Source organism: Neisseria sp. DTU_2020_1000833_1_SI_GRL_NUU_006, from assembly GCA_032388755.1.
GTDB classification, from domain to species: domain Bacteria; phylum Pseudomonadota; class Gammaproteobacteria; order Burkholderiales; family Neisseriaceae; genus Neisseria; species Neisseria sicca_C.
In genome coordinates, this window is the sequence record CP135593.1 from 2,355,131 (window position 1) to 2,379,992 (window position 24,862).

At 50.6% G+C, this 24,862-nt stretch carries 14 protein-coding genes and 2 pseudogenes; 12 read left to right on the top strand and 4 right to left on the bottom strand.

Going from position 1 to position 24,862, the window contains the following annotated elements; all coding sequences use genetic code 11:
- The first annotated feature begins 47 nt into the window (after positions 1-47).
- The 6 genes and pseudogenes from rpoC (at position 48) to rpsJ (ending at position 9,371) form a co-directional block, all read left to right on the top strand.
- A pseudogene (gene rpoC / locus RSJ68_11525) lies at positions 48-4,221 on the top strand (DNA-directed RNA polymerase subunit beta').
- Positions 4,222-4,678: 457 nt separating this feature from the next.
- Positions 4,679-5,052 (top strand): annotated as a pseudogene (rpsL, locus tag RSJ68_11530) (30S ribosomal protein S12).
- A gap of 117 nt (positions 5,053-5,169) precedes the next feature.
- Complete coding sequence (gene rpsG, locus RSJ68_11535; GenBank protein WNU97013.1) at positions 5,170-5,640, top strand: 30S ribosomal protein S7; 471 nt, start codon at positions 5,170-5,172, stop codon at positions 5,638-5,640.
- 18 nt (positions 5,641-5,658) lie between these two features.
- Complete coding sequence (fusA, locus tag RSJ68_11540) at positions 5,659-7,764, top strand: elongation factor G (protein WNU97014.1); 2,106 nt, start codon at positions 5,659-5,661, stop codon at positions 7,762-7,764.
- Between the two features lie 93 nt (positions 7,765-7,857).
- Complete coding sequence (gene tuf / locus RSJ68_11545) at positions 7,858-9,042, top strand: elongation factor Tu (protein WNU97015.1); 1,185 nt, start codon at positions 7,858-7,860, stop codon at positions 9,040-9,042.
- A gap of 17 nt (positions 9,043-9,059) precedes the next feature.
- Positions 9,060-9,371, top strand: coding sequence for a 30S ribosomal protein S10 (gene rpsJ, locus RSJ68_11550; protein ID WNU97016.1), 312 nt, complete (start codon positions 9,060-9,062; stop codon positions 9,369-9,371).
- Between the two features lie 349 nt (positions 9,372-9,720).
- On the opposite strand, the gene RSJ68_11555 is transcribed toward rpsJ, so the two are convergent.
- Entirely contained in the window at positions 9,721-10,620 is a 900-nt protein-coding gene (locus RSJ68_11555) for a hypothetical protein (GenBank protein WNU97017.1), read from the bottom strand.
- A gap of 254 nt (positions 10,621-10,874) precedes the next feature.
- Between RSJ68_11555 and ubiG the strand changes: the two genes are divergently transcribed.
- Positions 10,875-11,594, top strand: a complete 720-nt coding sequence (gene ubiG / locus RSJ68_11560) for a bifunctional 2-polyprenyl-6-hydroxyphenol methylase/3-demethylubiquinol 3-O-methyltransferase UbiG (protein ID WNU97018.1) — start codon at positions 10,875-10,877, stop codon at positions 11,592-11,594.
- A gap of 94 nt (positions 11,595-11,688) precedes the next feature.
- Here the strand turns inward: ubiG and RSJ68_11565 are convergent, their stop codons facing one another.
- Positions 11,689-12,639, bottom strand: a complete 951-nt coding sequence (locus RSJ68_11565) for a bile acid:sodium symporter family protein (protein ID WNU97019.1) — start codon at positions 12,637-12,639, stop codon at positions 11,689-11,691.
- Positions 12,640-13,048: 409 nt separating this feature from the next.
- Between RSJ68_11565 and gltS the strand changes: the two genes are divergently transcribed.
- The 3 genes from gltS to adhE all read left to right on the top strand — a co-directional run bounded on the left by gltS (position 13,049) and on the right by adhE (position 18,407).
- A complete protein-coding gene (gene gltS, locus RSJ68_11570; protein WNU97020.1) occupies positions 13,049-14,269 on the top strand; it encodes a sodium/glutamate symporter in 1,221 nt (406 codons plus the stop codon).
- A 124-nt stretch (positions 14,270-14,393) separates the two neighbouring features.
- Positions 14,394-15,401 (top strand): lysozyme inhibitor LprI family protein, encoded by a 1,008-nt coding sequence (locus RSJ68_11575; GenBank protein ID WNU97021.1) that lies wholly within the window; start codon positions 14,394-14,396, stop codon positions 15,399-15,401.
- 390 nt (positions 15,402-15,791) lie between these two features.
- Positions 15,792-18,407, top strand: coding sequence for a bifunctional acetaldehyde-CoA/alcohol dehydrogenase (adhE, locus tag RSJ68_11580; GenBank protein WNU97022.1), 2,616 nt, complete (start codon positions 15,792-15,794; stop codon positions 18,405-18,407).
- Positions 18,408-18,723: 316 nt separating this feature from the next.
- On the opposite strand, the gene RSJ68_11585 is transcribed toward adhE, so the two are convergent.
- The gene (locus RSJ68_11585) at positions 18,724-19,635 is read right to left on the bottom strand and encodes a helix-turn-helix transcriptional regulator (protein WNU97023.1); all 912 of its coding nucleotides are present in this window, start codon (positions 19,633-19,635) and stop codon (positions 18,724-18,726) included.
- Between the two features lie 370 nt (positions 19,636-20,005).
- Positions 20,006-22,636 carry a leucine--tRNA ligase gene (leuS, locus tag RSJ68_11590; protein ID WNU97024.1) on the bottom strand — a complete coding sequence of 877 codons (2,631 nt, stop codon included), beginning with the start codon at positions 22,634-22,636 and terminating at the stop codon, positions 20,006-20,008.
- Positions 22,637-22,833: 197 nt separating this feature from the next.
- Between leuS and RSJ68_11595 the strand changes: the two genes are divergently transcribed.
- Entirely contained in the window at positions 22,834-23,169 is a 336-nt protein-coding gene (locus RSJ68_11595) for a hypothetical protein (protein WNU97025.1), read from the top strand.
- Between the two features lie 149 nt (positions 23,170-23,318).
- The gene (dnaJ, locus tag RSJ68_11600) at positions 23,319-24,449 is read left to right on the top strand and encodes a molecular chaperone DnaJ (protein WNU97026.1); all 1,131 of its coding nucleotides are present in this window, start codon (positions 23,319-23,321) and stop codon (positions 24,447-24,449) included.
- Positions 24,450-24,862: the final 413 nt, after the last annotated feature.

Below are 24,862 nucleotides of genomic sequence, written 5' to 3' on the forward strand. Positions count from 1 at the left end.
ATCGAAAATCCGCCACGCGGTAAAAATACTTCCTTCAAGGAGCAAAAATGAATTTGTTGAACTTATTTAATCCGTTGCAAACTGCCGGCATGGAAGAAGAGTTTGATGCCATCAAAATCGGCATTGCTTCTCCCGAAACCATCCGTTCATGGTCTTACGGCGAAGTTAAAAAGCCTGAAACCATCAACTATCGTACGTTCAAACCTGAGCGTGACGGTCTGTTCTGCGCCAAAATCTTTGGTCCGGTCAAAGACTACGAGTGCTTGTGCGGAAAATATAAACGCTTGAAATTTAAAGGTGTAACCTGTGAAAAATGTGGCGTGGAAGTAACTTTGTCCAAAGTGCGCCGCGAACGCATGGGTCATATCGAATTGGCCGCGCCTGTGGCACACATTTGGTTCTTGAAATCCCTGCCTTCTCGTTTGGGTATGGTGTTGGACATGACTTTGCGCGACATCGAGCGCGTATTGTACTTTGAAGCATTTGTTGTGACCGACCCTGGCATGACTCCGCTGCAACGCCGTCAATTGCTGACTGAAGATGACTACTACAACAAACTGGACGAATACGGCGACGATTTCGATGCCAAAATGGGTGCGGAAGGTATCCGCGAATTGTTGCGCACCTTGGATGTAGCAGGCGAAATCGAAATCCTGCGCCAAGAGCTTGAGTCGACCGGTTCTGATACCAAAATTAAAAAAATCGCCAAACGCTTGAAAGTGTTGGAAGCCTTCCACCGTTCCGGTATGAAACTGGAGTGGATGATTATGGACGTGCTGCCGGTATTGCCGCCTGATTTGCGTCCTCTGGTTCCGTTGGACGGTGGTCGTTTTGCCACTTCCGATTTGAACGATTTGTACCGTCGCGTCATCAACCGTAACAACCGTCTGAAACGTCTGTTGGAGTTGCACGCTCCTGATCATTGTTCGCAACGAAAAACGTATGTTGCAAGAAGCGGTTGACTCGCTGTTGGATAATGGCCGTCGCGGTAAAGCCATGACCGGTGCCAACAAACGTCCGCTGAAATCGTTGGCCGACATGATTAAAGGTAAGGGCGGTCGTTTCCGTCAAAACCTGCTGGGTAAACGTGTGGACTACTCCGGTCGTTCCGTGATTACTGTAGGTCCGTACCTGCGTCTGCACCAATGCGGTCTGCCGAAAAAAATGGCTTTGGAACTGTTCAAACCGTTCATTTTCCATAAACTGGAAAAACAAGGTCTGGCCTCTACCGTTAAAGCAGCGAAAAAATTGGTAGAACAAGAAGTACCAGAAGTATGGGACATCTTGGAAGAAGTCATCCGCGAACATCCGATTATGCTGAACCGTGCGCCGACCCTGCACCGTTTGGGTATTCAAGCGTTTGAACCCATCCTGATTGAAGGTAAAGCCATTCAGCTGCATCCGTTGGTATGTGCCGCGTTTAACGCCGACTTTGACGGTGACCAAATGGCGGTACACGTTCCATTGAGCTTGGAAGCGCAAATGGAAGCGCGCACCCTGATGCTGGCTTCAAACAACGTATTGTCTCCTGCCAACGGCGAACCGATTATCGTACCTTCCCAAGACATCGTATTGGGTCTGTACTACATGACCCGCGACCGCATCAATGCCAAAGGTGAGGGCAGTCTGTTTGCTGATGTGAAAGAAGTGCATCGTGCATACCATACCAAACAGGTTGAGCTGGGTACGAAAATTACCGTACGGCTGCGTGAATGGGTGAAAAACGAAGCCGGCGAATTCGAGCCAGTCGTTATCCGTTACGAAACGACTGTCGGTCGTGCATTGTTGAGCGAAATCCTGCCTAAAGGCCTGCCGTTCGAATACATCAACAAAGCGCTGAAGAAAAAAGAAATTTCCAAGCTGATTAACGCATCGTTCCGCCTATGCGGTTTGCGCGATACGGTTATCTTCGCCGACCACTTGATGTATACCGGTTTCGGATTCGCAGCCAAAGGCGGTATTTCCATTGCTGTTGACGACATGGAGATTCCGAAAGAAAAAGCGGCCTTGTTGGCTGAAGCCAATGCCGAGGTTAAAGAAATCGAAGACCAATACCGTCAAGGTTTGGTAACCAATGGCGAACGCTACAACAAAGTGGTGGATATTTGGGGTCGTGCCGGCGATAAAATTGCTAAAGCGATGATGGATAACTTGTCCAAACAAAAAGTTATCGATCGTGATGGCAACGAAGTCGATCAAGAGTCATTCAACTCCATCTATATGATGGCAGACTCTGGTGCTCGTGGTTCTGCGGCTCAGATTAAACAGTTGTCCGGTATGCGTGGTTTGATGGCAAAACCAGACGGCTCGATTATTGAAACGCCGATTACCTCAAACTTCCGCGAAGGTTTGACCGTATTGCAATACTTTATTGCGACCCACGGTGCGCGTAAGGGTTTGGCGGATACCGCATTGAAAACCGCGAACTCCGGTTACCTGACCCGTCGTCTGGTAGACGTAACTCAAGACTTGGTCGTTGTTGAAGACGATTGTGGTACTTCAGACGGCTTTGTCATGAAGGCAGTCGTACAAGGTGGTGATGTGATTGAAGCATTGCGCGATCGTATTTTGGGTCGTGTTACCGCGTCTGACGTTGTCGATCCGTCAAGTGGCGAGACCTTGGTTGAAGCCGGTACGTTGTTGACTGAAAAACTGGTGGATATGATTGACCAATCCGGTGTCGATGAAGTCAAAGTCCGTACCCCAATTACTTGTAAAACCCGCCATGGCTTGTGTGCACACTGTTACGGTCGCGACTTGGCACGCGGCAAACTGGTTAATGCCGGTGAGGCAGTCGGCGTGATTGCCGCTCAGTCTATCGGTGAACCGGGTACTCAGTTGACCATGCGTACGTTCCACATCGGTGGTGCGGCATCCCGTGCGGCAGCAGCCAGCCAAGTTGAAGCCAAATCCAACGGTACCGCACGATTCAGCAGCCAAATGCGTTATGTTGCCAACAACAAAGGCGAATTGGTTGTTATCGGCCGCTCTTGCGAAGTCGTTATCCATGATGACATCGGTCGTGAACGCGAACGCCACAAAGTGCCTTACGGTGCTATCTTGATGGTTCAAGATGGTGAAGCCATTAAAGCCGGTCAAACGTTGGCAACCTGGGATCCGCATACCCGTCCGATGATTACCGAACACGCAGGTTGGGTGAAATTCGAAAACGTGGAAGAGGGCGTAACCGTTGCCAAACAAACTGACGATGTAACCGGTTTGTCTACCTTGGTGGTTATCGACGGCAAGCGCCGCTCCGGCAGCGCATCCAAACTGCTGCGTCCTACTGTAAAACTGTTGGATGAAAACGGTCTGGAAATCTGCATTCCGGGTACCTCTACTCCGGTATCTATGGCATTCCCTGTGGGTGCAGTGATTACCGTGCGCGAAGGTCAGGAACTTGGTAAAGGCGACGTATTGGCGCGTATCCCGCAAGCCTCTTCCAAAACCCGCGATATTACCGGTGGTCTGCCGCGCGTTGCCGAGTTGTTTGAAGCACGTGTGCCGAAAGATGCAGGTATGTTGGCAGAAATCACCGGTACCGTTTCATTCGGTAAAGAGACTAAAGGCAAACAGCGTCTGATTATCACTGATGTAGACGGCGTAGCATACGAGACTTTGATTTCCAAAGAGAAACAAATTCTGGTACACGACGGTCAAGTGGTAAACCGCGGTGAAACCATCGTAGACGGAGCGGTTGATCCGCATGATATTCTGCGTCTGCAAGGTATCGAAGCACTGGCGCGTTATATCGTTCAAGAGGTGCAAGAGGTTTACCGTCTTCAAGGCGTGAAGATTTCCGATAAACACATCGAAGTCATCATCCGTCAAATGCTGCGCCGTGTGAATATTGTCGATTCAGGTGAAACCGAATTCATTACCGGTGAGCAAGTCGAACGCGGCGATGTCATGACAGCCAATGAAAAAGCTTTGGAAGAAGGCAAAGAACCAGCACGTTACGAAAACGTATTGTTGGGTATTACCAAAGCCTCCTTGTCAACCGACAGCTTCATTTCTGCCGCATCGTTCCAAGAAACGACCCGCGTTCTGACCGAAGCTGCCATTATGGGCAAACAAGACGAGTTGCGTGGTCTGAAAGAGAACGTAATCGTAGGTCGTCTGATTCCTGCCGGTACTGGTTTGACCTACCACCGCAGCCGTCGCCAGCAATGGCAGGAAGCGGAGCAAGAAGCTTCCGAAATCGAAGCAAGAGATGAATAATCCGTAGGATGTTTGTTTGAAAGAAAACCGCAAGGCAATATCACTTGCGGTTTTCTTTTTCAGACGACCTGTGTGGATTATAGTGGATTAACTTTAAACCAGTACGGCGTTGCCTCGCCTTGCCGTACTATCTGTACTGTCTGCGGCTTCGTCGCCTTGTCCTGATTTAAATTTAATCCACTATATCAATGCCGTTGTGAAAAGTACGGTAGGAAGGGTGGCTCTAATGGAGTTGCGAACTGACTTATTTTTGATAAAGGTCGTCTGAAATAGGGAGTGCAGAGTTTGAGAACTCTTTATCCATTTCAGACGACCTCAGTTGCTAAATAGTTCTTAGTAAATACAAAATACCAACTTTTCTCTACCGTTTGCTTGACTAAACTCTTGCAATAAAAATATAATTCCACTCTTGCCGACATGGTGTCGGCAAGTATTTAACTCAACAGGACGAGAAAATATGCCAACTATTAACCAATTGGTACGCAAAGGCCGTCAAAAGCCCGTGTACGTAAACAAAGTGCCTGCACTGGAAGCCTGCCCGCAAAAACGCGGTGTGTGCACCCGTGTATACACGACTACCCCTAAAAAACCTAACTCTGCATTGCGTAAAGTATGCAAAGTCCGCCTGACCAACGGTTTTGAAGTCATTTCATACATCGGTGGTGAAGGCCATAACCTGCAAGAGCACAGCGTCGTACTGATTCGCGGCGGTCGTGTAAAAGACTTGCCGGGTGTACGTTACCACACTGTACGCGGTTCTTTGGATACCGCAGGTGTTAAAGACCGTAACAACAAGCCCGTTCTAAATACGGTGCTAAGCGTCCTAAATAATTACAGGGACTTAAATAGGCACGTCGGCCGCCTAAGCTGAACAACGGCCGAGTAAGTGAATGCTCTTTTGGGTATTCATGGGAATTGACCCGACTGAATAGATTAAAGGAAATTAAAATGCCAAGACGTAGAGAAGTCCCCAAGCGCGATGTGTTGCCTGATCCTAAATTTGGCAGCGTCGAGCTGACTAAATTCATGAACGTATTGATGATTGACGGTAAAAAATCTGTTGCCGAACGTATCGTTTACGGTGCATTGGAGCAAATCGAGAAAAAAACCGGCAAAGCAGCAATCGAAGTATTCAACGAAGCCATTGCAAACGCCAAACCTATCGTGGAAGTGAAAAGCCGCCGTGTGGGTGGTGCAAACTACCAAGTTCCTGTTGAAGTTCGTCCTTCACGCCGTCTGGCTCTTGCAATGCGCTGGGTTCGCGATGCGGCCCGCAAACGTGGTGAGAAATCCATGGACCTGCGTTTGGCAGGCGAGTTGATTGATGCGTCCGAAGGTCGCGGCGGTGCGTTGAAAAAACGTGAAGAAGTACACCGCATGGCTGAAGCCAACAAAGCATTCTCTCACTTCCGTTTCTAATTTTGAAAGGCTAATAAAATGGCTCGTAAGACCCCGATCAGCCTGTACCGCAACATCGGTATTTCCGCCCATATTGACGCGGGTAAAACCACGACTACAGAACGTATTTTGTTCTATACCGGTTTGACCCACAAATTGGGCGAGGTGCATGATGGTGCGGCTACTACCGACTACATGGAACAAGAGCAAGAACGTGGTATTACCATTACCTCTGCTGCCGTTACTTCCTACTGGTCAGGTATGGCGAAACAATTCCCCGAACACCGTTTCAACATCATCGATACCCCGGGACACGTTGACTTTACTGTAGAGGTAGAGCGTTCTATGCGTGTATTGGATGGTGCGGTAATGGTTTACTGCGCGGTGGGCGGTGTTCAACCGCAATCTGAAACCGTATGGCGTCAAGCCAACAAGTACCAAGTGCCACGCTTGGCGTTTGTAAATAAAATGGACCGTCAAGGTGCCAACTTCTTCCGCGTTGTCGAGCAAATGAAAACCCGTTTGCGCGCAAACCCAGTACCTATCGTAATCCCGGTTGGTGCAGAAGACAGTTTCACCGGTGTTGTTGACCTGCTGAAAATGAAATCCATCATCTGGAATGAAGCCGATAAAGGTACAACCTTTACCTATGGTGACATTCCTGCTGAATTGGTTGAAACTGCTGAAGAATGGCGTCAAAACATGATTGAAGCCGCAGCAGAAGCCAGCGAAGAATTGATGGACAAATACTTGGGCGGCGATGAGCTGACCGAGGAAGAAATCGTAGGCGCATTGCGTCAACGTACTTTGGCAGGCGAAATTCAGCCGATGTTGTGTGGTTCCGCATTTAAAAACAAAGGTGTTCAACGGATGTTGGACGCAGTTGTAGAATTGCTGCCTGCTCCTACCGATATTCCTCCGGTTCAAGGTGTTAACCCTAACACTGAAGAAGCCGACAGCCGCCAAGCCAGCGATGAAGAGAAATTCTCTGCATTAGCGTTCAAAATGTTGAACGACAAATACGTTGGTCAGCTGACTTTCATCCGCGTTTACTCCGGTGTCGTGAAATCCGGTGATACCGTATTGAACTCTGTAAAAGGCACTCGCGAACGTATCGGTCGTTTGGTACAAATGACTGCTGCAGACCGTACCGAAATCGAAGAAGTACGTGCAGGCGATATCGCGGCCGCTATCGGTCTGAAAGACGTTACTACCGGTGAAACCTTGTGTGCGGAAAGCGCGCCGATTATCTTGGAACGCATGGAATTCCCTGAGCCGGTAATCCATATTGCCGTTGAGCCGAAAACCAAGGCCGACCAAGAGAAAATGGGTATCGCCCTGAACCGTCTGGCTAAAGAAGACCCTTCTTTCCGTGTTCGTACGGACGAAGAATCTGGTCAAACCATTATTTCCGGTATGGGTGAGCTGCACTTGGAGATTATTGTTGACCGTATGAAACGCGAATTCGGCGTGGAAGCAAATATCGGTGCGCCTCAAGTGGCTTACCGCGAAACCATCCGCAAAGAAGTCGAAGCCGAATACAAACACGCCAAACAATCCGGTGGTAAAGGTCAATACGGTCACGTTGTGATCAAAATGGAACCTATGGAACCGGGTGGTGCAGGTTACGAATTTATCGACGAAATTAAAGGTGGTGTGATTCCTCGCGAATTCATTCCGTCTGTCGATAAAGGTATCCGCGATACCCTGCCTAACGGTATTGTTGCAGGCTACCCAGTAGTTGACGTACGCGTACGTTTGATCTTCGGTTCTTCACACGACGTCGACTCCTCTCAACTGGCCTTTGAATTGGCTGCTTCCCAAGCCTTCAAAGAAGGTATGCGTAAAGCCAATCCTGCTCTGCTTGAGCCAATCATGGCAGTTGAAGTGGAAACCCCTGAAGAATACATGGGTGACGTAATGGGCGACTTGAACCGTCGTCGCGGCGTCGTATTGGGTATGGATGATGACGGTATCGGCGGTAAAAAAGTCCGTGCCGAAGTACCACTGGCAGAAATGTTCGGTTATTCGACCGACCTGCGTTCTGCAACCCAAGGCCGCGCTACTTACTCTATGGAGTTCAAGAAATATTCTGAAGCTCCTGCCCACATAGCTGCTGCTGTAACTGAAGCCCGTAAAGGCTAATCAGGCAAATAGGTCGTCTGAAAGGCTGAAATGATTTTTTTCAGACGACCACCCCTGTTCTTTAATCGATCTTTAATGTAAAGGAATTAGCTCATGGCTAAGGAAAAATTTGAACGTAGCAAACCGCACGTAAACGTTGGCACCATCGGTCACGTTGACCATGGTAAAACCACTCTGACTGCTGCTTTGACTACTATTTTGGCTAAAAAATTCGGCGGTGCTGCAAAAGCTTACGACCAAATCGACAACGCTCCCGAAGAAAAAGCCCGCGGTATTACCATCAATACCTCACACGTAGAATACGAAACCGAAACCCGCCACTACGCACACGTAGACTGCCCGGGCCACGCCGACTACGTTAAAAACATGATTACCGGTGCCGCACAAATGGACGGCGCAATCCTGGTATGTTCCGCTGCCGACGGTCCTATGCCGCAAACCCGCGAACACATCCTGTTGGCCCGCCAAGTAGGCGTACCTTACATCATCGTGTTCATGAACAAATGCGATATGGTTGACGATGCCGAATTGTTGGAACTGGTTGAAATGGAAATCCGTGACTTGCTGTCAAGCTACGACTTCCCGGGCGACGACTGCCCGATCGTACAAGGTTCTGCACTGAAAGCCTTGGAAGGCGATGCCGCTTACGAAGAAAAAATCTTCGAACTGGCTGCCGCATTGGACAGCTACATCCCGACGCCCGAGCGTGCCGTGGACAAACCGTTCCTGTTGCCTATCGAAGACGTATTCTCCATCTCCGGTCGCGGTACCGTAGTAACCGGCCGTGTAGAGCGCGGTGTCATCCACGTTGGTGACGAGATCGAAATCGTAGGTCTGAAAGAAACCCAAAAAACCACTTGTACCGGTGTTGAAATGTTCCGCAAACTGCTGGACGAAGGTCAGGCAGGTGACAACGTAGGCGTATTGCTGCGCGGTACCAAACGCGAAGAAGTGGAACGCGGTCAAGTATTGGCTAAACCGGGTACCATCACTCCGCACACCAAATTCAAAGCGGAAGTGTACGTATTGAGCAAAGAAGAGGGTGGTCGTCATACTCCGTTCTTCGCCAACTACCGTCCTCAATTCTACTTCCGTACTACCGACGTAACCGGCGCGGTTACTTTGGAAGAAGGTGTAGAAATGGTTATGCCTGGTGAGAACGTAGCCATTACTGTAGAACTGATTGCGCCTATCGCTATGGAAGAAGGTTTGCGCTTTGCGATTCGCGAAGGCGGCCGTACCGTAGGTGCAGGTGTGGTTTCTTCTATCATCGCTTAATTGAAGGATATCGATAAATGGCAAACCAAAAAATCCGTATCCGCCTGAAAGCTTATGATTACAGCCTGATTGACCGTTCTGCCCAAGAAATCGTTGAAACTGCAAAACGTACCGGTGCCGTTGTAAAAGGTCCGATTCCGTTGCCGACTAAAATCGAGCGTTTCAACATTCTGCGTTCTCCACACGTGAACAAAACTTCTCGTGAACAATTGGAAATCCGTACCCACTTGCGCCTGATGGACATCGTGGATTGGACTGACAAAACTACCGATGCACTGATGAAACTGGACTTGCCGGCCGGTGTTGACGTAGAAATTAAAGTTCAATAATTGTTGCTTTTATGAAACCGAACGGATATCTCGTTCGGTTTTTTTGTTATCTATGTGTGTTGTAGAAATTAACAGCGTTGTTACACTTTCAGCTTTTGTTCGAATGCCTAACTAAGAAGTGATTCGGTATTGTCAAGAATATAGATAGACGTAGGAAACACGCTCTTCCTTTGACAACGCTGGATAGTTATTTCTGGATAGTTATTTAATGAAACATTTAAGCAAAAACAAAAGCTGTCCGAGGTAAAAAAAGCATAAGCAACGTAACAATTTCCTATATTTAAGGTCGTCTGAAAGCCCTTTATATCTTTCAGACGACCTCTATGGGTTTAACTGCAAGGAGTCCGTTTTAACGATTTTTAGGAGGCTGGAGTTTCTCTACCTGAATGTCTTTCGGATGGTCAGCGATAAATGATTTGGTCGCTTTGAGAATTGCTTGGATGCGAGGATCGGTCCATGGGACGATTCTATTGTGTTCATCACGTTTGTCAGACCAGATAATCACACCATCAGTATATTTTTTACTGATTTCCAGCATTTTTTTCCAACGTTCGGCATCAATAAATTGTTTGAAATAAGGACTACCTGTGGCGGAATAATATTGTGGCCAAAGGTAGCCGATGATTTTTTTATCGGGATAGCGTTTTTTGATGTCGGTAACGGTGGTTTGGACATCTTTTTCCCATTGCGCCAAATCGGGCGTGGTGATGTAGAACACGGGATTGGCGTAGTCGCTGATGGCTGCGCTCATCTGACGGCGTTTACTGAACTGCCGCCATTTTGCCAATACTGCTTCGTTGTCCGCCTGAGTTTGGTAGTAGCGGATGGCGTGCAGGTGTTCGTCGGGCAAACCGTAGTTGCTGATGTAGGCGCGGGGATTTTCTTCTTTGAAAATCCGGTACATACGGGAAAAGTCGGTTTTAAGCTCTTGAGGGGTGAGGATTTGTCCGTCTTTTTCGGCAAACCAGGTTTCGATGTCGGTGGAGATGGTGCGGTAGCCTTCGCGATAGGACTGGCGCGCCAATTCGCGAGTGCGTTTTTCGTTCAATACGCCGTGTTTGCGCTTGCCGGCAGGATCGGGCATCACCAGCTCGGATTCGTAAATCAGGAATACTTTGGACAATTTGTCGGCGGTCAGGTCGGGTTTGCCGACGTAGTCCATGCGGTCGTAAATGATAAAGTCTTTGCCGGAGGCAAGCGCGGAGGCGGCAAGGAAGAATAGGGATGCGGCGCAGATGAATGGTTTCATTGGATTTTCTTTTGAATGTAGAATGGGGGCGTTTGCTGCTTCGGCAATGCGTGGGCAAGTTTATATAAATTAATGGGAAAGGTCGCGGCAAACAAGGCGGAAGGGGTAAAAACAAGTCAAAGGTCGTCTGAAAAGGGTAAGCGGCGTTTTCAGGCGACCTTTTGGCGGCTGGCGGCAGTTTGTCTCTGTTCCATCCTGCCGCTTTGCTATAAAATCGAAACCCTCTTCAACCCGAAATCCAAATCAGGAAAATCATGATGGAAGCAGCCGGACAGCACAACGTCGATGCGGACGAGATCGCTAAATTCAGCCAAATTGCGGATAAATGGTGGGATAAAAACGGCGAGTTCAAACCTTTGCACGACATCAATCCGCTGCGCTTGGGCTATATCGACTCGTTCGCGCAATTGGCGGGCAAGCGTGTTTTGGATGTCGGCTGCGGCGGCGGGATTTTGTCGGAAAGCATGGCAACACGCGGCGCGGCGCATGTTACCGGCATCGATATGGCGGAAAAGTCGTTGCAAACCGCCCAAGCCCATGCCGCTGCCGAAGGTGTGGACAATATCGATTACCGCTGCATCCGCGTCGAAGACCTTGCCGCCGAACAGCCGCACAGCTTCGATGTCGTAACCTGTATGGAAATGATGGAACACGTTCCCGATCCCGCAGCCATCGTCAAAGCCTGCTCGGAGCTGGTGAAACCTGACGGTATGGTGTTTTTCTCCACCATCAACCGCAATCCTAAGTCTTATCTTCATCTGATTGTCGGCGCGGAATATGTGTTGAACGTCGTTCCCAAGGGGACGCACGATTGGCAGAAATTCATCACGCCCGCCGAGCTGGCGCGGATGTGCAGGCAGGCAGGTTTGGACGTTATCGACACCAAGGGCATGACCTACAATCTCTTGACCCGCCGCTATTCTTTATGCGACTCGACAGAAGTGAATTATATGATTGCCTGCCGCCCGGTTTAAAGTTGTTTGTCGGAATATGATAAAAGGTTGTCTGAAAAATGTTTTTCAGACGACCTTTTGATTATTTAACGAAGGTTGAACTGACTACCACAGCTTATTGCTTACGTTTATCCCACCAAGCGAATAAGTTGCCTAAAACGGTTCCCGATAAGGAGTGCCAGACGCAGGCGACGGCGGTGGCGACGGCGGATTCGGCGTTACCCGGGAAGAATTTGGCGCTCAGACCCGTGGCGAGACCGGCATTTTGTACGCCGACTTCGATAGCGATGGTACGTTTTTTGGCGGTGTTCATACCGGTTAGCGCGCCGCTGTAATAGCCGAGGATGTAGCCGCCGATATTGTGTGCGGCAATGGCGATCACCATAACTAAGGCAGATTCGGCAAAACGGTGGCCGTGGACGGCGGCAACACCGCCGACAATGCAGGCAAAGGCGGCAACGGCAACGGCGGGCATGATGGCGCGAACATCTTCAAACCAGTGTTTTTTGTGCAGCAACATATTGGCGGCAGAGCCGATAACGACAGGCAACAGGGTAACGAGCAACATAAACTTGAACATGCCCCAGCCGTCCATTTCGACGGTTTGTCCGACAAGGTAAGTCATCCACAGCGGCGTCATAACGGGGGCGAGGACGGTAGAGACGGTGGTCATGCCGACTGAGAAGGCAACATCGCCTTTGGCAAGGAAACTCATGATGTTGGACGAAACCCCGCCCGGGCAAGTACCGACCAAAACCAGACCCAGCGTCAATCCGGGCGAAAGGTTGAAGGCTTTGGCGATACCGATGGCGAGCAGCGGCATAATGGTGTATTGGGCAACTGCGCCGATGAAAATATCGAGCGGGCGTTTAGCCAAAATTTGATAGTCTTCTTTGCCTAGAGTCATGCCCATGCCGAGCATAATGATGCCGAGTACGACGACTTGCGTGTCGCCTTTCACCCATGAAAAGGTAGCGGGTTCGATAAAGGCAACGATAGAGGCAAGGACGATAATCAGTGCGGTGAATCGGGTCATTTGCCGGCTGACGGCGGTCAGAAAGTTCATAGTTTGCTCCTTTGTAGGTTGTTATGTATGACAGCGATTGCCATAATTTAACGGATATTAACTTTTCTGTATCATCCTGGCAATGATGGACAGACGTGTGCCAAAGGTCGTCTGAACACTAAGAAAGTACTGTTTTTGATAACGACGTTTTTCTAGAAACCGATTTATATATTGTCAACAATGTTTAATTGACACCTATAAACCGTTCACAACCAATCAATAAGTAGTCAAAAGTAATACCATGATTGAAAGAAATAATTCATTTATTTGCTTGGTATTCCGTATAAAAATGCCTGAAATCCTAACTAGTCTTTGACAATCTTTAACCCATCCCCTAATATCCAACAGTTTGATTCCGCACGGCGGATTTAAGAAAAACATTTTTGAGATTTTGAGAGGTAAAACGATTATGGAATGGGAATTTAACAGTTACTACACGTTGATTGCCGCCACATTGGTTTTGTTGATTGGCAGGGTTTTGGTAAACAAAGTCAAATTCCTGCGCGATTTCAACATTCCCGAGCCTGTGGCAGGCGGTTTGATTGCTGCGATTGTCCTGTTTGCACTGCATCAAGCCTACGGCGTGAGCTTCAAATTTGAAAAACCGCTGCAAGACGCATTCATGCTGATTTTCTTCACTTCTATCGGTTTGAGCGCGGACTTTTCCCGCCTGAAAGCGGGCGGTCTGCCGTTGGTGATTTTTACCGCCATCGTAGGGGCGTTTATCATCGTGCAAGATTTCGTCGGTGTCGGCTTGGCAAAAGCTTTGGGACTGGATCCTCTGATCGGTCTGATTACCGGCTCGATTACGCTGACCGGCGGACACGGTACCGCAGGCGCATGGGGTCCGGACTTTGAAAACAAATTCGGCTTGGTCGGTGCTACCGGATTGGGTATGGCTTCCGCCACGTTCGGTTTGGTATTCGGCGGCCTGATCGGTGGTCCGGTTGCGCGCCGTCTGATCAACAAAATGGGACGCAAACCCATCGATCAAAGCGGACAAAAGGCGAATTCAGACGAACATGCCGACGACGTGTTCGAACAAGCGAAGCGTACCCGCCTGATTACCGCCGAATCCGCCGTCGAAACGCTTGCCATGTTTGCAGCGTGTTTGGCATTTGCCGAAATTGTGGACGGCTTCGACAAAGAATATCTGTATGACTTGCCGAAATTCGTATGGTGTCTGTTTGCCGGTGTCGTCATCCGCAACATTCTGACTTCTGCGTTTAAAGTCAATATGTTCGACCGCGCCATCGACGTATTCGGCAATGCCTCCCTGTCGCTTTTCCTTGCAATGGCGCTTTTGAACCTGAAATTGTGGGAACTGACCGGTCTGGCGGGTCCTGTAACCATCATTCTCGCCGTACAAACCGTCGTGATGATTTTGTATGCGACATTCGTGACTTATGTCTTTATGGGACGCGATTACGATGCGGCGGTTTTGGCGGCAGGCCACTGCGGTTTCGGTTTGGGCGCAACGCCGACCGCCGTTGCCAATATGCAGTCCATCACTCAGACCTTCGGTCCTTCGCACAAAGCCTTCTTGATTGTGCCTATGGTCGGCGCGTTCTTCGTGGACTTGATTAACGCGGCAATCCTTTCCGGTTTCGTAAATGTCATCACCAAATAAGTAAGCATTTATAACGGTTCGTTGAAAAAGCACTTGCAACATTTACTTGCTGCAAGTGCTTTTGTTATGATGGTCGTCTGAAAAGCAGTCCGGTCTGGTCTGCAACCGCATCAAGGAGATATTTATGAACAAAAAACTGCTGGCTTTGCCGCTCGTCCTGATATTGGCCGCGTGCGGCAAGGATGAGCCCAAGCAGGCTTTGGAATGCAATCATCCCGCCGCCATCCAAAGCATCAAAACACAAATCCAAAACATTATCCGCCAGGAAGCGCGCGCATTTGCCCGCAACGACAGCCGTCAATTCGTCGATGCGGACAAAGTCATTGCTGCCGGTTCCGAACTGGAAATCGGCTTAACCAATGTCCAGCAAATTGATGAAGACAACAAAACCATGTGCGGTGCGGATTTAAGCATCCGAGTTCCTGCCGATGTCCTGAATGCGGCGGAAACCAATAGTCCTTTGATTTACAGCGAAACGACTTTAGCCGAAGTTCTGGAACAAAAGCTGACAGGCAGCAATTTGAAATTTGCCGACAATACACTTTCAACTTCCGTACGTTATACGCCTGATAAAGACGGCAACGCTGTTTTGGAAGACAACACTGTCTCCATGACGGCGCGCACGCTGTCCTCGCTGCTGCTGCCCTACGGTGTCAAAAGTATTGTGATGATTGACGGCAAGGCAGTCAGCAAAGAAGATGCCATGAAGTTGTTAAAAGGCAAACACGATGAGCCGCCTGTCGTTTCTCCGGAAGATATTCTGGAAAACAATGCCGCCAGCCAAGCATCGGGCGTGCCGCAGGCAGCAGGATTGGAAACCGAAATCCTGCATCCTGATATAGAAGCGAAACGCGAAGAGCCGTCCTTCTCGCAAAACGATCTGGACAATGCACGCCGTCAAAACCGTAATGCAGATTCTGAAATCCAAGGGGTATGGGACGGGATGGAGCATACTGTCCAAAAAGAACTGCTCGCCGAGCAGCGTGCCTGGATTCAGAACAAGATTCAAAACTGCCAACAGGCTGCCGCCCAGGCTGACAACCCTGCTCAAGCCGAATATCTCAAGCTCCAATGCGATACCCGCATGACGCGCGAACGTACGCAATACCTGCGCGGCTATTCGATTGACTAGACGGATCTTCCTTCTCGATCATCAAAAGGTCGTCTGAAATCTTGACTTCAAGGTTCCAGACGACCTTTTTCCTTTTTTCTGTATTTGGCTTCGTTTAATTTATTTGTAATTTTGATACAAAATCCGACGAATTTCGTTTCCATATGAATTGCAGCAGGTAAAACAATAGCAATATGGCGAAGGAGGAAGACTCGGCAGCCTCTTTTATCAAACTCGTTAAAATGATTTTATTTCAATGTATTAAAAACAGAAAAATCCTGAAAGGGGTCGTCTGAAAACAGCATGCATGGTTTGTGATGTAAGTCAAAGAGAAATGTAACAAAATTACTTATAGTAATCGTAGTGAAAATTTATCGTCTTTATTGCCACCTTATATCAAGGAGATACACCATGAACGCATCAGCCGACAATGTCGTCAGCCCCGCCGTAGCCGAGGTCAACAGTTTGGTTGAAAAGGGTTTGCGCTCGTTGGACGAGTTTCGCAAGCTGAATCAGGAGCAGATTGATTATATCGTTGCCAAAGCCTCCATTGCCGCGCTGGACAAACATGGTGTACTCGCCATGCACGCGGTCGAAGAAACGGGACGAGGTGTATTTGAAGATAAGGCGACCAAAAACCTGTTTGCCTGCGAAAACGTCGTGCGCCGCCTGCGCGATTTGAAAACCGTGGGCGTCATCAGCGAAGACGATGTAACCGGCATTATCGAAATCGCCGATCCGGTCGGAGTCGTCTGCGGTATCGTGCCGACCACCAATCCGACTTCCACCACCATTTTCAAATCTCTGATTGCGCTGAAAACCCGCAATCCGATTATTTTCTCGTTCCACCCTTCCGCCCAGCAGTGTTCCGCCCACGCCGCCCAAATCGTGCGCGATGCCGCGATTGCCGCCGGCGCGCCGGAAAACTGCATCCAGTGGATTGAAAAACCGTCTATGGAAGGCACTTCCGCGCTGATGAAGCATCCGGGCGTAGCGACGATTTTGGCGACCGGCGGCAATGCGATGGTGGAAGCCGCTTATTCCTGCGGCAAACCCGCGCTCGGCGTCGGGGCGGGCAACGTGCCTGCCTATGTCGAAAAAACGGCAAACATCCAGCAGGCGGCACACGACATCGTGATGTCCAAAGCGTTCGACAACGGCATGATCTGCGCCAGTGAACAAGCCGTCATCGCCGATAAAGAGATTTATAAAGAGTTGGTCGAAGAGTTCAAATCCTACGGCGTGTACTTCGCCAACAAAAAAGAAAAAGCCATGCTCGAAGACTTCATCTTCGGCGTTACGGCAAACTGCGCCAACTGCGGCGGCGCGAAGCTCAATTCCGCCGTTGTGGGCAAACCGGCGGCGTGGATTGCCGAACAGGCTGGGTTTAAAGTTCCCGAAAAAACCAACATCATCATCGCCGAATGCCGCGAAGTCGGCCCCAACGAGCCACTGACCCGCGAGAAACTCTCGCCCGTACTGGCGATGCTCAAAGCAGATTCCACCGAACAAGGCTTGCAGTTTGCCGAACAAATGGTCGCCTTCGACGGCTTGGGACACTCCGCCGCCATCCATACCGCTGATCAAGAATTGGCAAAAACCTTCGGCACCCGCGTCAAAGCCCTGCGCGTGATTTGGAACTCGCCTTCCACCTTCGGCGGCATCGGCGACGTTTATAACGCCTTCCTGCCGTCCCTGACCTTGGGCTGCGGCTCTTACGGCAAAAACTCCGTCGGCGGCAACGTCAGCGCAGTCAACCTGTTAAACATCAAAAAAGTAGGCCGTCGGAGAAACAACATGCAATGGTTCAAAGTACCCGCCAAAATCTATTTCGAGCGCGATTCCATCCAATATCTGCAAGATATGAAAGACTGTGAAAAAGTCATGATTGTGACCGACCGTTCGATGGTCGATTTGGGCTTCGTCGATAAAGTGACCCACCAGCTCCACCAACGCAAAAACAAAGTAACCATCCAGCTTTTCACCGATGTCGAGGCCGATCCGAGCGTCCAAACCGTCTATAAAGGCACGGATTTGATGCGCAGCTTCCAGCCCGACACCATCATTGCGCTGGGCGGCGGCTCGCCGATGGACGCGGCAAAAGCCATGTGGCTCTTCTACGAACAGCCCCAAGTCGATTTTGAAGACCTTGTCCAAAAATTCATGGACATCCGCAAACGCGCCTTCCGCTTCCCCGAATTGGGTCGCAAAGCCAAATTCATCGGCATCCCCACCACATCGGGCACCGGCTCCGAAGTTACGCCGTTTACCGTCATCAGCGACGGCGACAAAAAATACCCCATCGCCGACTACTCGCTGACCCCGACCATCGCCATCGTCGATCCCGCATTTACCATGACCGTCCCCGCCGGCGTAACAGCCGACACCGGTCTGGACGTACTGACCCACGCCGTAGAAGCATACGTTTCCGTGCTCGCCAACGACTTTACCGACGGTCTCGCCCTGCAAGCCATCAAGCTAGTGTTCCAATACCTCGAACGCTCCTACAAACACGGCGCGTCCGACCCCGAAGCGCGCGAACACATGCACAACGCCTCTACCATCGCAGGCATGGCGTTCTCCAACGCATTCCTCGGCATCAACCACTCGATGGCGCACAAAATCGGCGGCAAATACCACGTTCCGCACGGTCGCGCCAACGCTATCCTGCTGCCGCACGTCATCCGCTACAACGGTACGCGCCCGCAGAAAACCGCCACCTGGCCGAAGTACAACTACTACAAAGCCGACCTGAAATATCAGGAAATCGCCCGTACCTTAGGCTTACCGTGCGCCACCCCTGCCGAAGGCGTAGAATCCTTCGCCCGCGCCTGTCATGAACTGGCGGTCAACGTCGGCATCAAAATGTCGTTCAAAGAACAAGGCATCGACGAAAAAACTTTCATCGACGGCCGCAAAGAACTGGCACTGCTGTCCTTCGAAGACCAATGTACCCCCGCCAACCCGCGTCTGGCATTGGTCGCCGACATGGAAGAAATCCTGACTAAAGCCTACTACGGCGAATAAGGTTCGCGAAACACAATAAGGCGTAAGAAAAAGGTCGTCTGAAAACCGTATTTCGGGTTTTCAGACGACCTCTGTTTTTTGTATTGTGCCCCACTTATTTTTAGCAGCCGTAGCGTGGGCTTTGCCCACGGAGCAGACAAAGCAGAATAGTCTCGGCAAGATTTTGTCTTTCGTGGGCATAGCCCACGCTACGATGTGCTGCATCCCAAATCCTTCCACTCCAAACGTTGTCAAACATCTAACAGGTTCATGTCAACAAAGGTCGTCTGAAAACCTGAAACATAGTTTTCAGACGACCCCCTCACTATTTGCCCTATCACTCACCTCGTTTTCTCAACTCCGCCGGTGTGCAGCCGAAATATTCGCGAAATGCCTTGGTAAAGCTTGAAACATGGGCGTAGCCGCAACGGTAGGCTGTTTCGCCTATGCTGACGCTGTCCGTACCCAAAGCATACAGCGCATATTGCATATGCTTGTGCCGCAGCCACTCGCTTGCCGTCGTACCGAACGATTCTTTAAGGCGGCGTTGCAGCGTCCGCTCGCTGATATGCAGCGCGTCGGCAAGCGCAGATACTTGGTGCGCGCCCGCATCGAATGCCTGGTTGAGCAGACGGATGAAACTTTCCGAAGGATGCGGCGGTTCGGCGGCGGTTTCGGTATAGGGATAGCGATTGAGAAAATCCGTCCACAGTCCTGCCAAAAGTTGCAACACGTCCGCTTCACGCTGTAAGTCGTCCGCCAATCCACCTTGCTCCGCCCCCTTCAAGCTGCTTAAAGCAAGGCGGCGCAGACCGCTGTCCAGCGGCCAATGTCTGACTTTTTCCCGATAAACCGCCTGCAGCAAACCCGCATATTGCGGGCGCACCAGCCAGCGGTCTAGCCCCTTGAGCGTCAGTTTCGCCGTATGCCCGCCTTCATACAAATAACGGCTGAACAAGATTTCCTCGTCGCACGCAATCAATAGGACATGTCCGCCCTCAGCCTCAATACGGTAACGTTCGCGATTGATGCCAAAATCCAAACTGCCTTCGAGCAGCAGGACAAACGCGATGTATGGCTCCGACAGGCGCGTGCTTTGAAACGTTTTGCGCGCGGTCAGGCTGCCGCCGTGCAGGGAAATGCCGCTGCACAAGGTTTCAAAACGGTAGCTGCCGTCCAAATAGTCGCCCCCTTCGCCCTGTTGAACCATGTTGACGAGCTGTTGGCTGTTAAGACAGGATGTTTCCATAAGCTGTGTGGTGGAATCCGCGTATTTTGAACAAAAGGTCGGGCTACTTTATCACAATGGCAGAAAGACGGAAAACGGTGAAAACCCATAAAAGGTCGTCTGAAACCGGTACGCAGGTTTTCAGACGACCTTTGCTTTCCCAAAAATAATCTGTGGGCAAAGCCTACGCTACGGTTAGCTGTCTTTCAACCTGAAACGCAGGCTTTTCCTATAAAACAGCCCATTAAACAAAAATTCCATGCCGTCATCTCAGCACATACCTCGCCCCCCAAAATCTTCCGCTGAAAAATGTAAAAAAGTCGTCTGAAAACCCTGTTTCCAAGTTTTCAGACGACCTTATCTTATTGCAACGGTCAATGCCGAATTGGCTTTACACCACGATATTCACCAGTCTGCCCGGTACGACGATGATTTTCTTGGCGGGCTTGCCTTCCATGAATTTCACTGCGCCTTCGGTGGCGAGTGCGGCGGCTTCGAGGTCGGCTTTGGAGGCGTCGGCGGCGACGGTGATTTTGCCGCGCAGTTTGCCGTTGACTTGAACCATGACTTCGATTTCGGATTTGACCAAGGCGGCTTCGTCGACTGTCGGCCAGCCTGCTTCCCACAGTTTCGCGCCGTTCAATTCGCTCCACAGGGTTTCGCAGATGTGCGGCACGATGGGCCACAACAGGCGTACGGCGGTTTCCAATACTTCTTGGGCGACGGCGCGGCCTTGTTCGCTGCCGGTGTCGGTTTTGTCGTATTGGTTGAGCAGTTCCATCACGGCGGCGATGGCGGTGTTGAACTGCTGGCGGCGGCCGTAGTCGTCGCTGACTTTGGCGGTGGTGGCGTGCAGTTTGTGGCGCAGGTCTTTGAGTTCTTTAGACAAACCGTCTTGGTTGCCTGCAAACGCTTTGACCGCGCCGCCTTGTTTCAGGTATTCGTAAACGGTACGCCACAGACGGCGCAGGAAGCGGTGCGCGCCTTCGACGCCGCTGTCGCTCCACTCGAGGGACTGTTCTGGCGGTGCGGCAAACATCATGAACAGGCGGGCGGTGTCCGCGCCGTAGGCGTTAATCAGTTCTTGCGGATCGACGCCGTTGTTTTTGGACTTGGACATTTTTTCCGTGCCGCTGATGACGACGGGCAGACCGTCGGCTTTGAGGACGGCGGAAACGGGGCGGCCTTTGTCGTCGAAAGTCAATTCGACATCGGCGGGGTTGATCCAGTCTTTGCTGCCGTTAGCATTTTCGCGGTAGTAGGTTTCGCAAACGACCATGCCTTGCGTGAGCAGGCGTTCAAACGGTTCGTCCACGCTGACCAAGCCTTCGTCGCGCATCAGTTTGGTGAAGAAGCGCGCGTACAAGAGGTGCAGAATCGCGTGTTCGATACCGCCGATGTATTGGTCGACCGCGCCCCAGTATTTCGCGGCTTCAGTCGATACCATGCCTTCTGCGAACTTGGGCGACATGTAGCGGAAGAAATACCAGCTCGATTCCATGAAGGTGTCCATGGTGTCGGTTTCGCGTTTCGCCGCGCCGCCGCAGCATGGGCAGGTGGTTTCGTAAAATTCGGGCATTTTTGCCAAAGGCGAACCCATGCCGTCGGGTACGACGTTTTCAGGCAAAACGACGGGCAGTTGGTCGGCGGGGACGGGTATGTCGCCGCATTTTTCGCAATGGACGATGGGAATCGGGCAGCCCCAGTAGCGTTGGCGCGAAATACCCCAGTCGCGCAGGCGGTATTGGGTTTTCGGTTCGCCCGCGTCTTGGCTTTGCAGTTTGGTGGCGATGGCGTCGAAGGCCGTCTGAAAATTCATACCGTCCAAGTCGCCGCTGTTGACCAATACGCCGTTTTCTTTGTCGCCGTACCATTCCTGCCATTGGTCTGCGTCGAATGCGTTGTCTCCGACGGCAATGACTTGTTTTTTCGGCAGGCTGTATTTGGTGGCGAACTCGAAATCGCGTTCGTCGTGCGCCGGAACCGCCATCACTGCGCCGTCGCCGTAGCCCCACAATACATAGTTAGCAATCCACACTTCCAGCTCTTCACCGCTGAGGGGGTTAATGACAAAACGACCGGTCGGCATACCTTTTTTCTCCATGGTAGCCACATCGGCTTCAGCCACTGAGCCGGCTTTACATTCGACAATGAATTCTTGCAGTTGAGGCACATCGGCGGCAGCCGCGGTTGCCAGCGGATGCTCGGCGGCAACGGCAACATAAGTCGCGCCCATCAGCGTGTCGGGGCGGGTGGTATAAACTTGCAGGAAGTTCGCGTAATCGCCTTCCAAGCCCTGTTTGCTGTCGTCTGAAACGGCAAAGCGCACGGTCATGCCGCGTGATTTGCCGATCCAGTTGCGCTGCATGGTTTTGACTTGTTCCGGCCAGTGTTCCAGCTTGTCCAAATCGTTGAGCAGCTCTTCGGCGTAATCCGTGATTTTGAAGTAATACATCGGGATTTCGCGTTTTTCGATCAACGCGCCCGAACGCCAACCGCGTCCGTCGATGACTTGCTCGTTGGCAAGGACGGTTTGGTCGACAGGATCCCAGTTTACCGTGCCGTTTTTGCGATAGACGATGCCTTTTTCAAACAGCTTGGTAAACAGCCATTGTTCCCAGCGGTAGTATTCGGGTTTGCAGGTGGCGACTTCGCGCTCCCAGTCAATTGCAAAACCCAGGCTTTTGAGCTGGGTTTTCATGTATTCGATGTTGTCGTACGTCCAGGCGGCAGGGGCGACGTTGTTTTTCATCGCCGCATTTTCCGCCGGCATACCGAACGCGTCCCAACCCATAGGCTGCATGACGTTGAAGCCGTTTAAGAGTTTGAATCGGCTCAATACGTCGCCGATGGTGTAGTTGCGCACATGCCCCATATGCAGCTTGCCGCTGGGGTAGGGGAACATGGAAAGGCAGTAGTATTTGGGTTTGGAAGCGTCTTCGGAGACGTTGAAAATACGGGCGTCGTCCCATTTTTTCTGCGCCGCAGGCTCGATGGCGGCGGGCTGGTAATGTTCTTGCATGATGATGGTCTTAGACTTAAATAACAATGAGAAAGAATAATAAAAGCGCAATTATATAATAGGCAGGTTGGTTTTGATATGAATACCAACCAGTTCCAAATTTCTACCCTTCTTCCAAAAAATATTGACTTTATTTTATTTCTTTTTACAATTTCTCTTCGGATTATAACTTTAGCATTAATTAAAGGAGACTTTGTATGAAATACGCATTAGGTTTGTTGATGGCATTGGCTCTGTCAGCCTGCGGGGTAGTCGGTAATAAGACCATTTCTGACAATTCGTTAAAAAATAAAGCCGCATTTGCATTAAATGTTCCGGTTGAAAGTATTAGTATTTCTAATCGCCACGGAGATATCGATTCAGTCAAATTCGTAGCAACAACAGGCGGTAAATCGTATTCTTGCTATGTAACCACTGTCATGGGAGCGGTTTCATCTGATGCCTTATGTTCCGGTTCAAATGTTCATGGCGGCAAAGGAAGTCGAGGAGGATCGAGTTGTAACGCTTTATTGAAAGCTGCTGGCCGCTGCTAATAATTGCCGTAAATCGAGCAAAAGGTCGTCTGAAACTATTTCAGACGACCTTTTTTATAGATCATATCTTGCTCTTTTACACTTGAGTTTTCCCCACCCCACCCATATATCCGGTCTAGTTTTTACACATATCAACAACCATCACTATCATGAGCAACCAAGATTTTTATGCAACACTCGGCGTGGCGCGCGGTGCGAGCGACGATGAAATCAAAAAAGCCTACCGCAAGCTGGCGATGAAATACCACCCCGACCGCAATCCCGGCGACAAAGAGGCGGAAGAAAAATTTAAAGAAGTTCAAAAAGCCTACGACACCTTGTCCGACAAAGAAAAACGCGCCATGTATGACCAATACGGCCATGCCGCGTTTGAGCAGGGCATGGGCGGCGGCGCGGGCGGATTCGGCGGTTTTGGCGGGTTCGGCGGCGCGCAGGGCTTCGACTTTTCCGACATCTTCAGCCAAATGTTTGGCGGGGGCGGCGGCCGTCAGCCAAACTATCAAGGCGCGGATTTGCAGGTCGGCGTCGAAATCACGCTGGAAGATGCCGCCAAAGGCATCAAAAAACGCATCAACATCCCGACCTACGAAGAATGCGATGTCTGCCACGGCAGCGGCGCAAAACCCGGCACGTCCGCATCGACTTGTTCGACCTGTCACGGTTCCGGTACGGTACACGTCCGCCAAGCCATTTTCCAAATGCAGCAGACTTGTCCGACCTGCCACGGTACAGGCAAGGAAATCAAAGATCCGTGCGTCAAATGTCGTGGCGAAGGCCGCACCAAAACCAGCAAAACCGTTGAAGTCAACATCCCCGCCGGTATTGACGACGGTCAACGCATCCGCTTGAGCGGCGAAGGCGAACCGGGTACGCACGGCGTGCCCGCAGGCGATTTGTACGTCAACGTCCGCGTCAAAGAACACAAAATATTCGAACGCAACGGCTTGGATTTGCATTGCGAGCTGCCCATCAGTTTCGCCGTCGCAGCCCTGGGCGGCGAAGTCGAAGTTCCGACCTTGGACGGCAAAGTCAAACTGAACATCCCGAAAGAAACGCAAACCGGCCGCCGTATGCGCGTCAAAGGCAAAGGCATCAAATCCCTGCGCTCCAGCGCGACGGGCGATTTGTACTGCCACGTTGTGGTGGAAACGCCGGTCAACCTGACCGACCGCCAGAAAGAGTTGCTGGAAGAGTTCGAGAAAATCTCCACCGGCCTCGACCGCAGCCAAACCCCGCGCAAAAAATCGTTCTGGGACAAAGTGGGCGAACTGTTTGACTGATTCGGGTTTGAAAACAGTAAAAGGTCGTCTGAAAGCTGATATCGTCGGCTTTCAGACGACCTTTCTTCAACCTGTTTAAAAGAAAGCCGCAGATATAGTGGATTAACTTTAAACCAGTACGGCGTTGCCTCGCCTGAGCTCAAAGAGAACGATTCTCTAAGGTGCTGAAGCACCAAGTGAATCGGTTCCGTACTGTCTGTACTGTCTGCGGCTTCGTCGCCTTGTCCTGATTTAAATTTAATCCACTATATAACGGATAGTTTGCAACCGATACACTTGATGCATAGTTACCTTCGGGAATGGTTCTTTGACTACGACGATGCAGTATGTTATCGGTTTGAAATTGATCTGTTACGCGATATTCGGGCAGCTTTTCCGTAGGCAAAGCCTACGCTACGAATGAAGGAAATCAT

Bases quoted from the DNA above. Each gene is read 5' to 3' on its own strand.
- RSJ68_11585 (WNU97023.1), bottom strand. From the start codon at position 19,635: ATGGAAACATCCTGTCTTAACAGCCAACAGCTCGTCAACATGGTTCAA.
- ubiG (WNU97018.1), top strand. From the start codon at position 10,875: ATGATGGAAGCAGCCGGACAGCACAACGTCGATGCGGACGAGATCGCT.
- gltS (WNU97020.1), top strand. From the start codon at position 13,049: ATGGAATGGGAATTTAACAGTTACTACACGTTGATTGCCGCCACATTG.
- fusA (WNU97014.1), top strand. From the start codon at position 5,659: ATGGCTCGTAAGACCCCGATCAGCCTGTACCGCAACATCGGTATTTCC.
- RSJ68_11565 (WNU97019.1), bottom strand. From the start codon at position 12,639: ATGAACTTTCTGACCGCCGTCAGCCGGCAAATGACCCGATTCACCGCA.
- RSJ68_11555 (WNU97017.1), bottom strand. From the start codon at position 10,620: ATGAAACCATTCATCTGCGCCGCATCCCTATTCTTCCTTGCCGCCTCC.
- rpsJ (WNU97016.1), top strand. From the start codon at position 9,060: ATGGCAAACCAAAAAATCCGTATCCGCCTGAAAGCTTATGATTACAGC.
- adhE (WNU97022.1), top strand. From the start codon at position 15,792: ATGAACGCATCAGCCGACAATGTCGTCAGCCCCGCCGTAGCCGAGGTC.
- RSJ68_11595 (WNU97025.1), top strand. From the start codon at position 22,834: ATGAAATACGCATTAGGTTTGTTGATGGCATTGGCTCTGTCAGCCTGC.
- leuS (WNU97024.1), bottom strand. From the start codon at position 22,636: ATGCAAGAACATTACCAGCCCGCCGCCATCGAGCCTGCGGCGCAGAAA.
- RSJ68_11575 (WNU97021.1), top strand. From the start codon at position 14,394: ATGAACAAAAAACTGCTGGCTTTGCCGCTCGTCCTGATATTGGCCGCG.
- tuf (WNU97015.1), top strand. From the start codon at position 7,858: ATGGCTAAGGAAAAATTTGAACGTAGCAAACCGCACGTAAACGTTGGC.
- rpsG (WNU97013.1), top strand. From the start codon at position 5,170: ATGCCAAGACGTAGAGAAGTCCCCAAGCGCGATGTGTTGCCTGATCCT.
- dnaJ (WNU97026.1), top strand. From the start codon at position 23,319: ATGAGCAACCAAGATTTTTATGCAACACTCGGCGTGGCGCGCGGTGCG.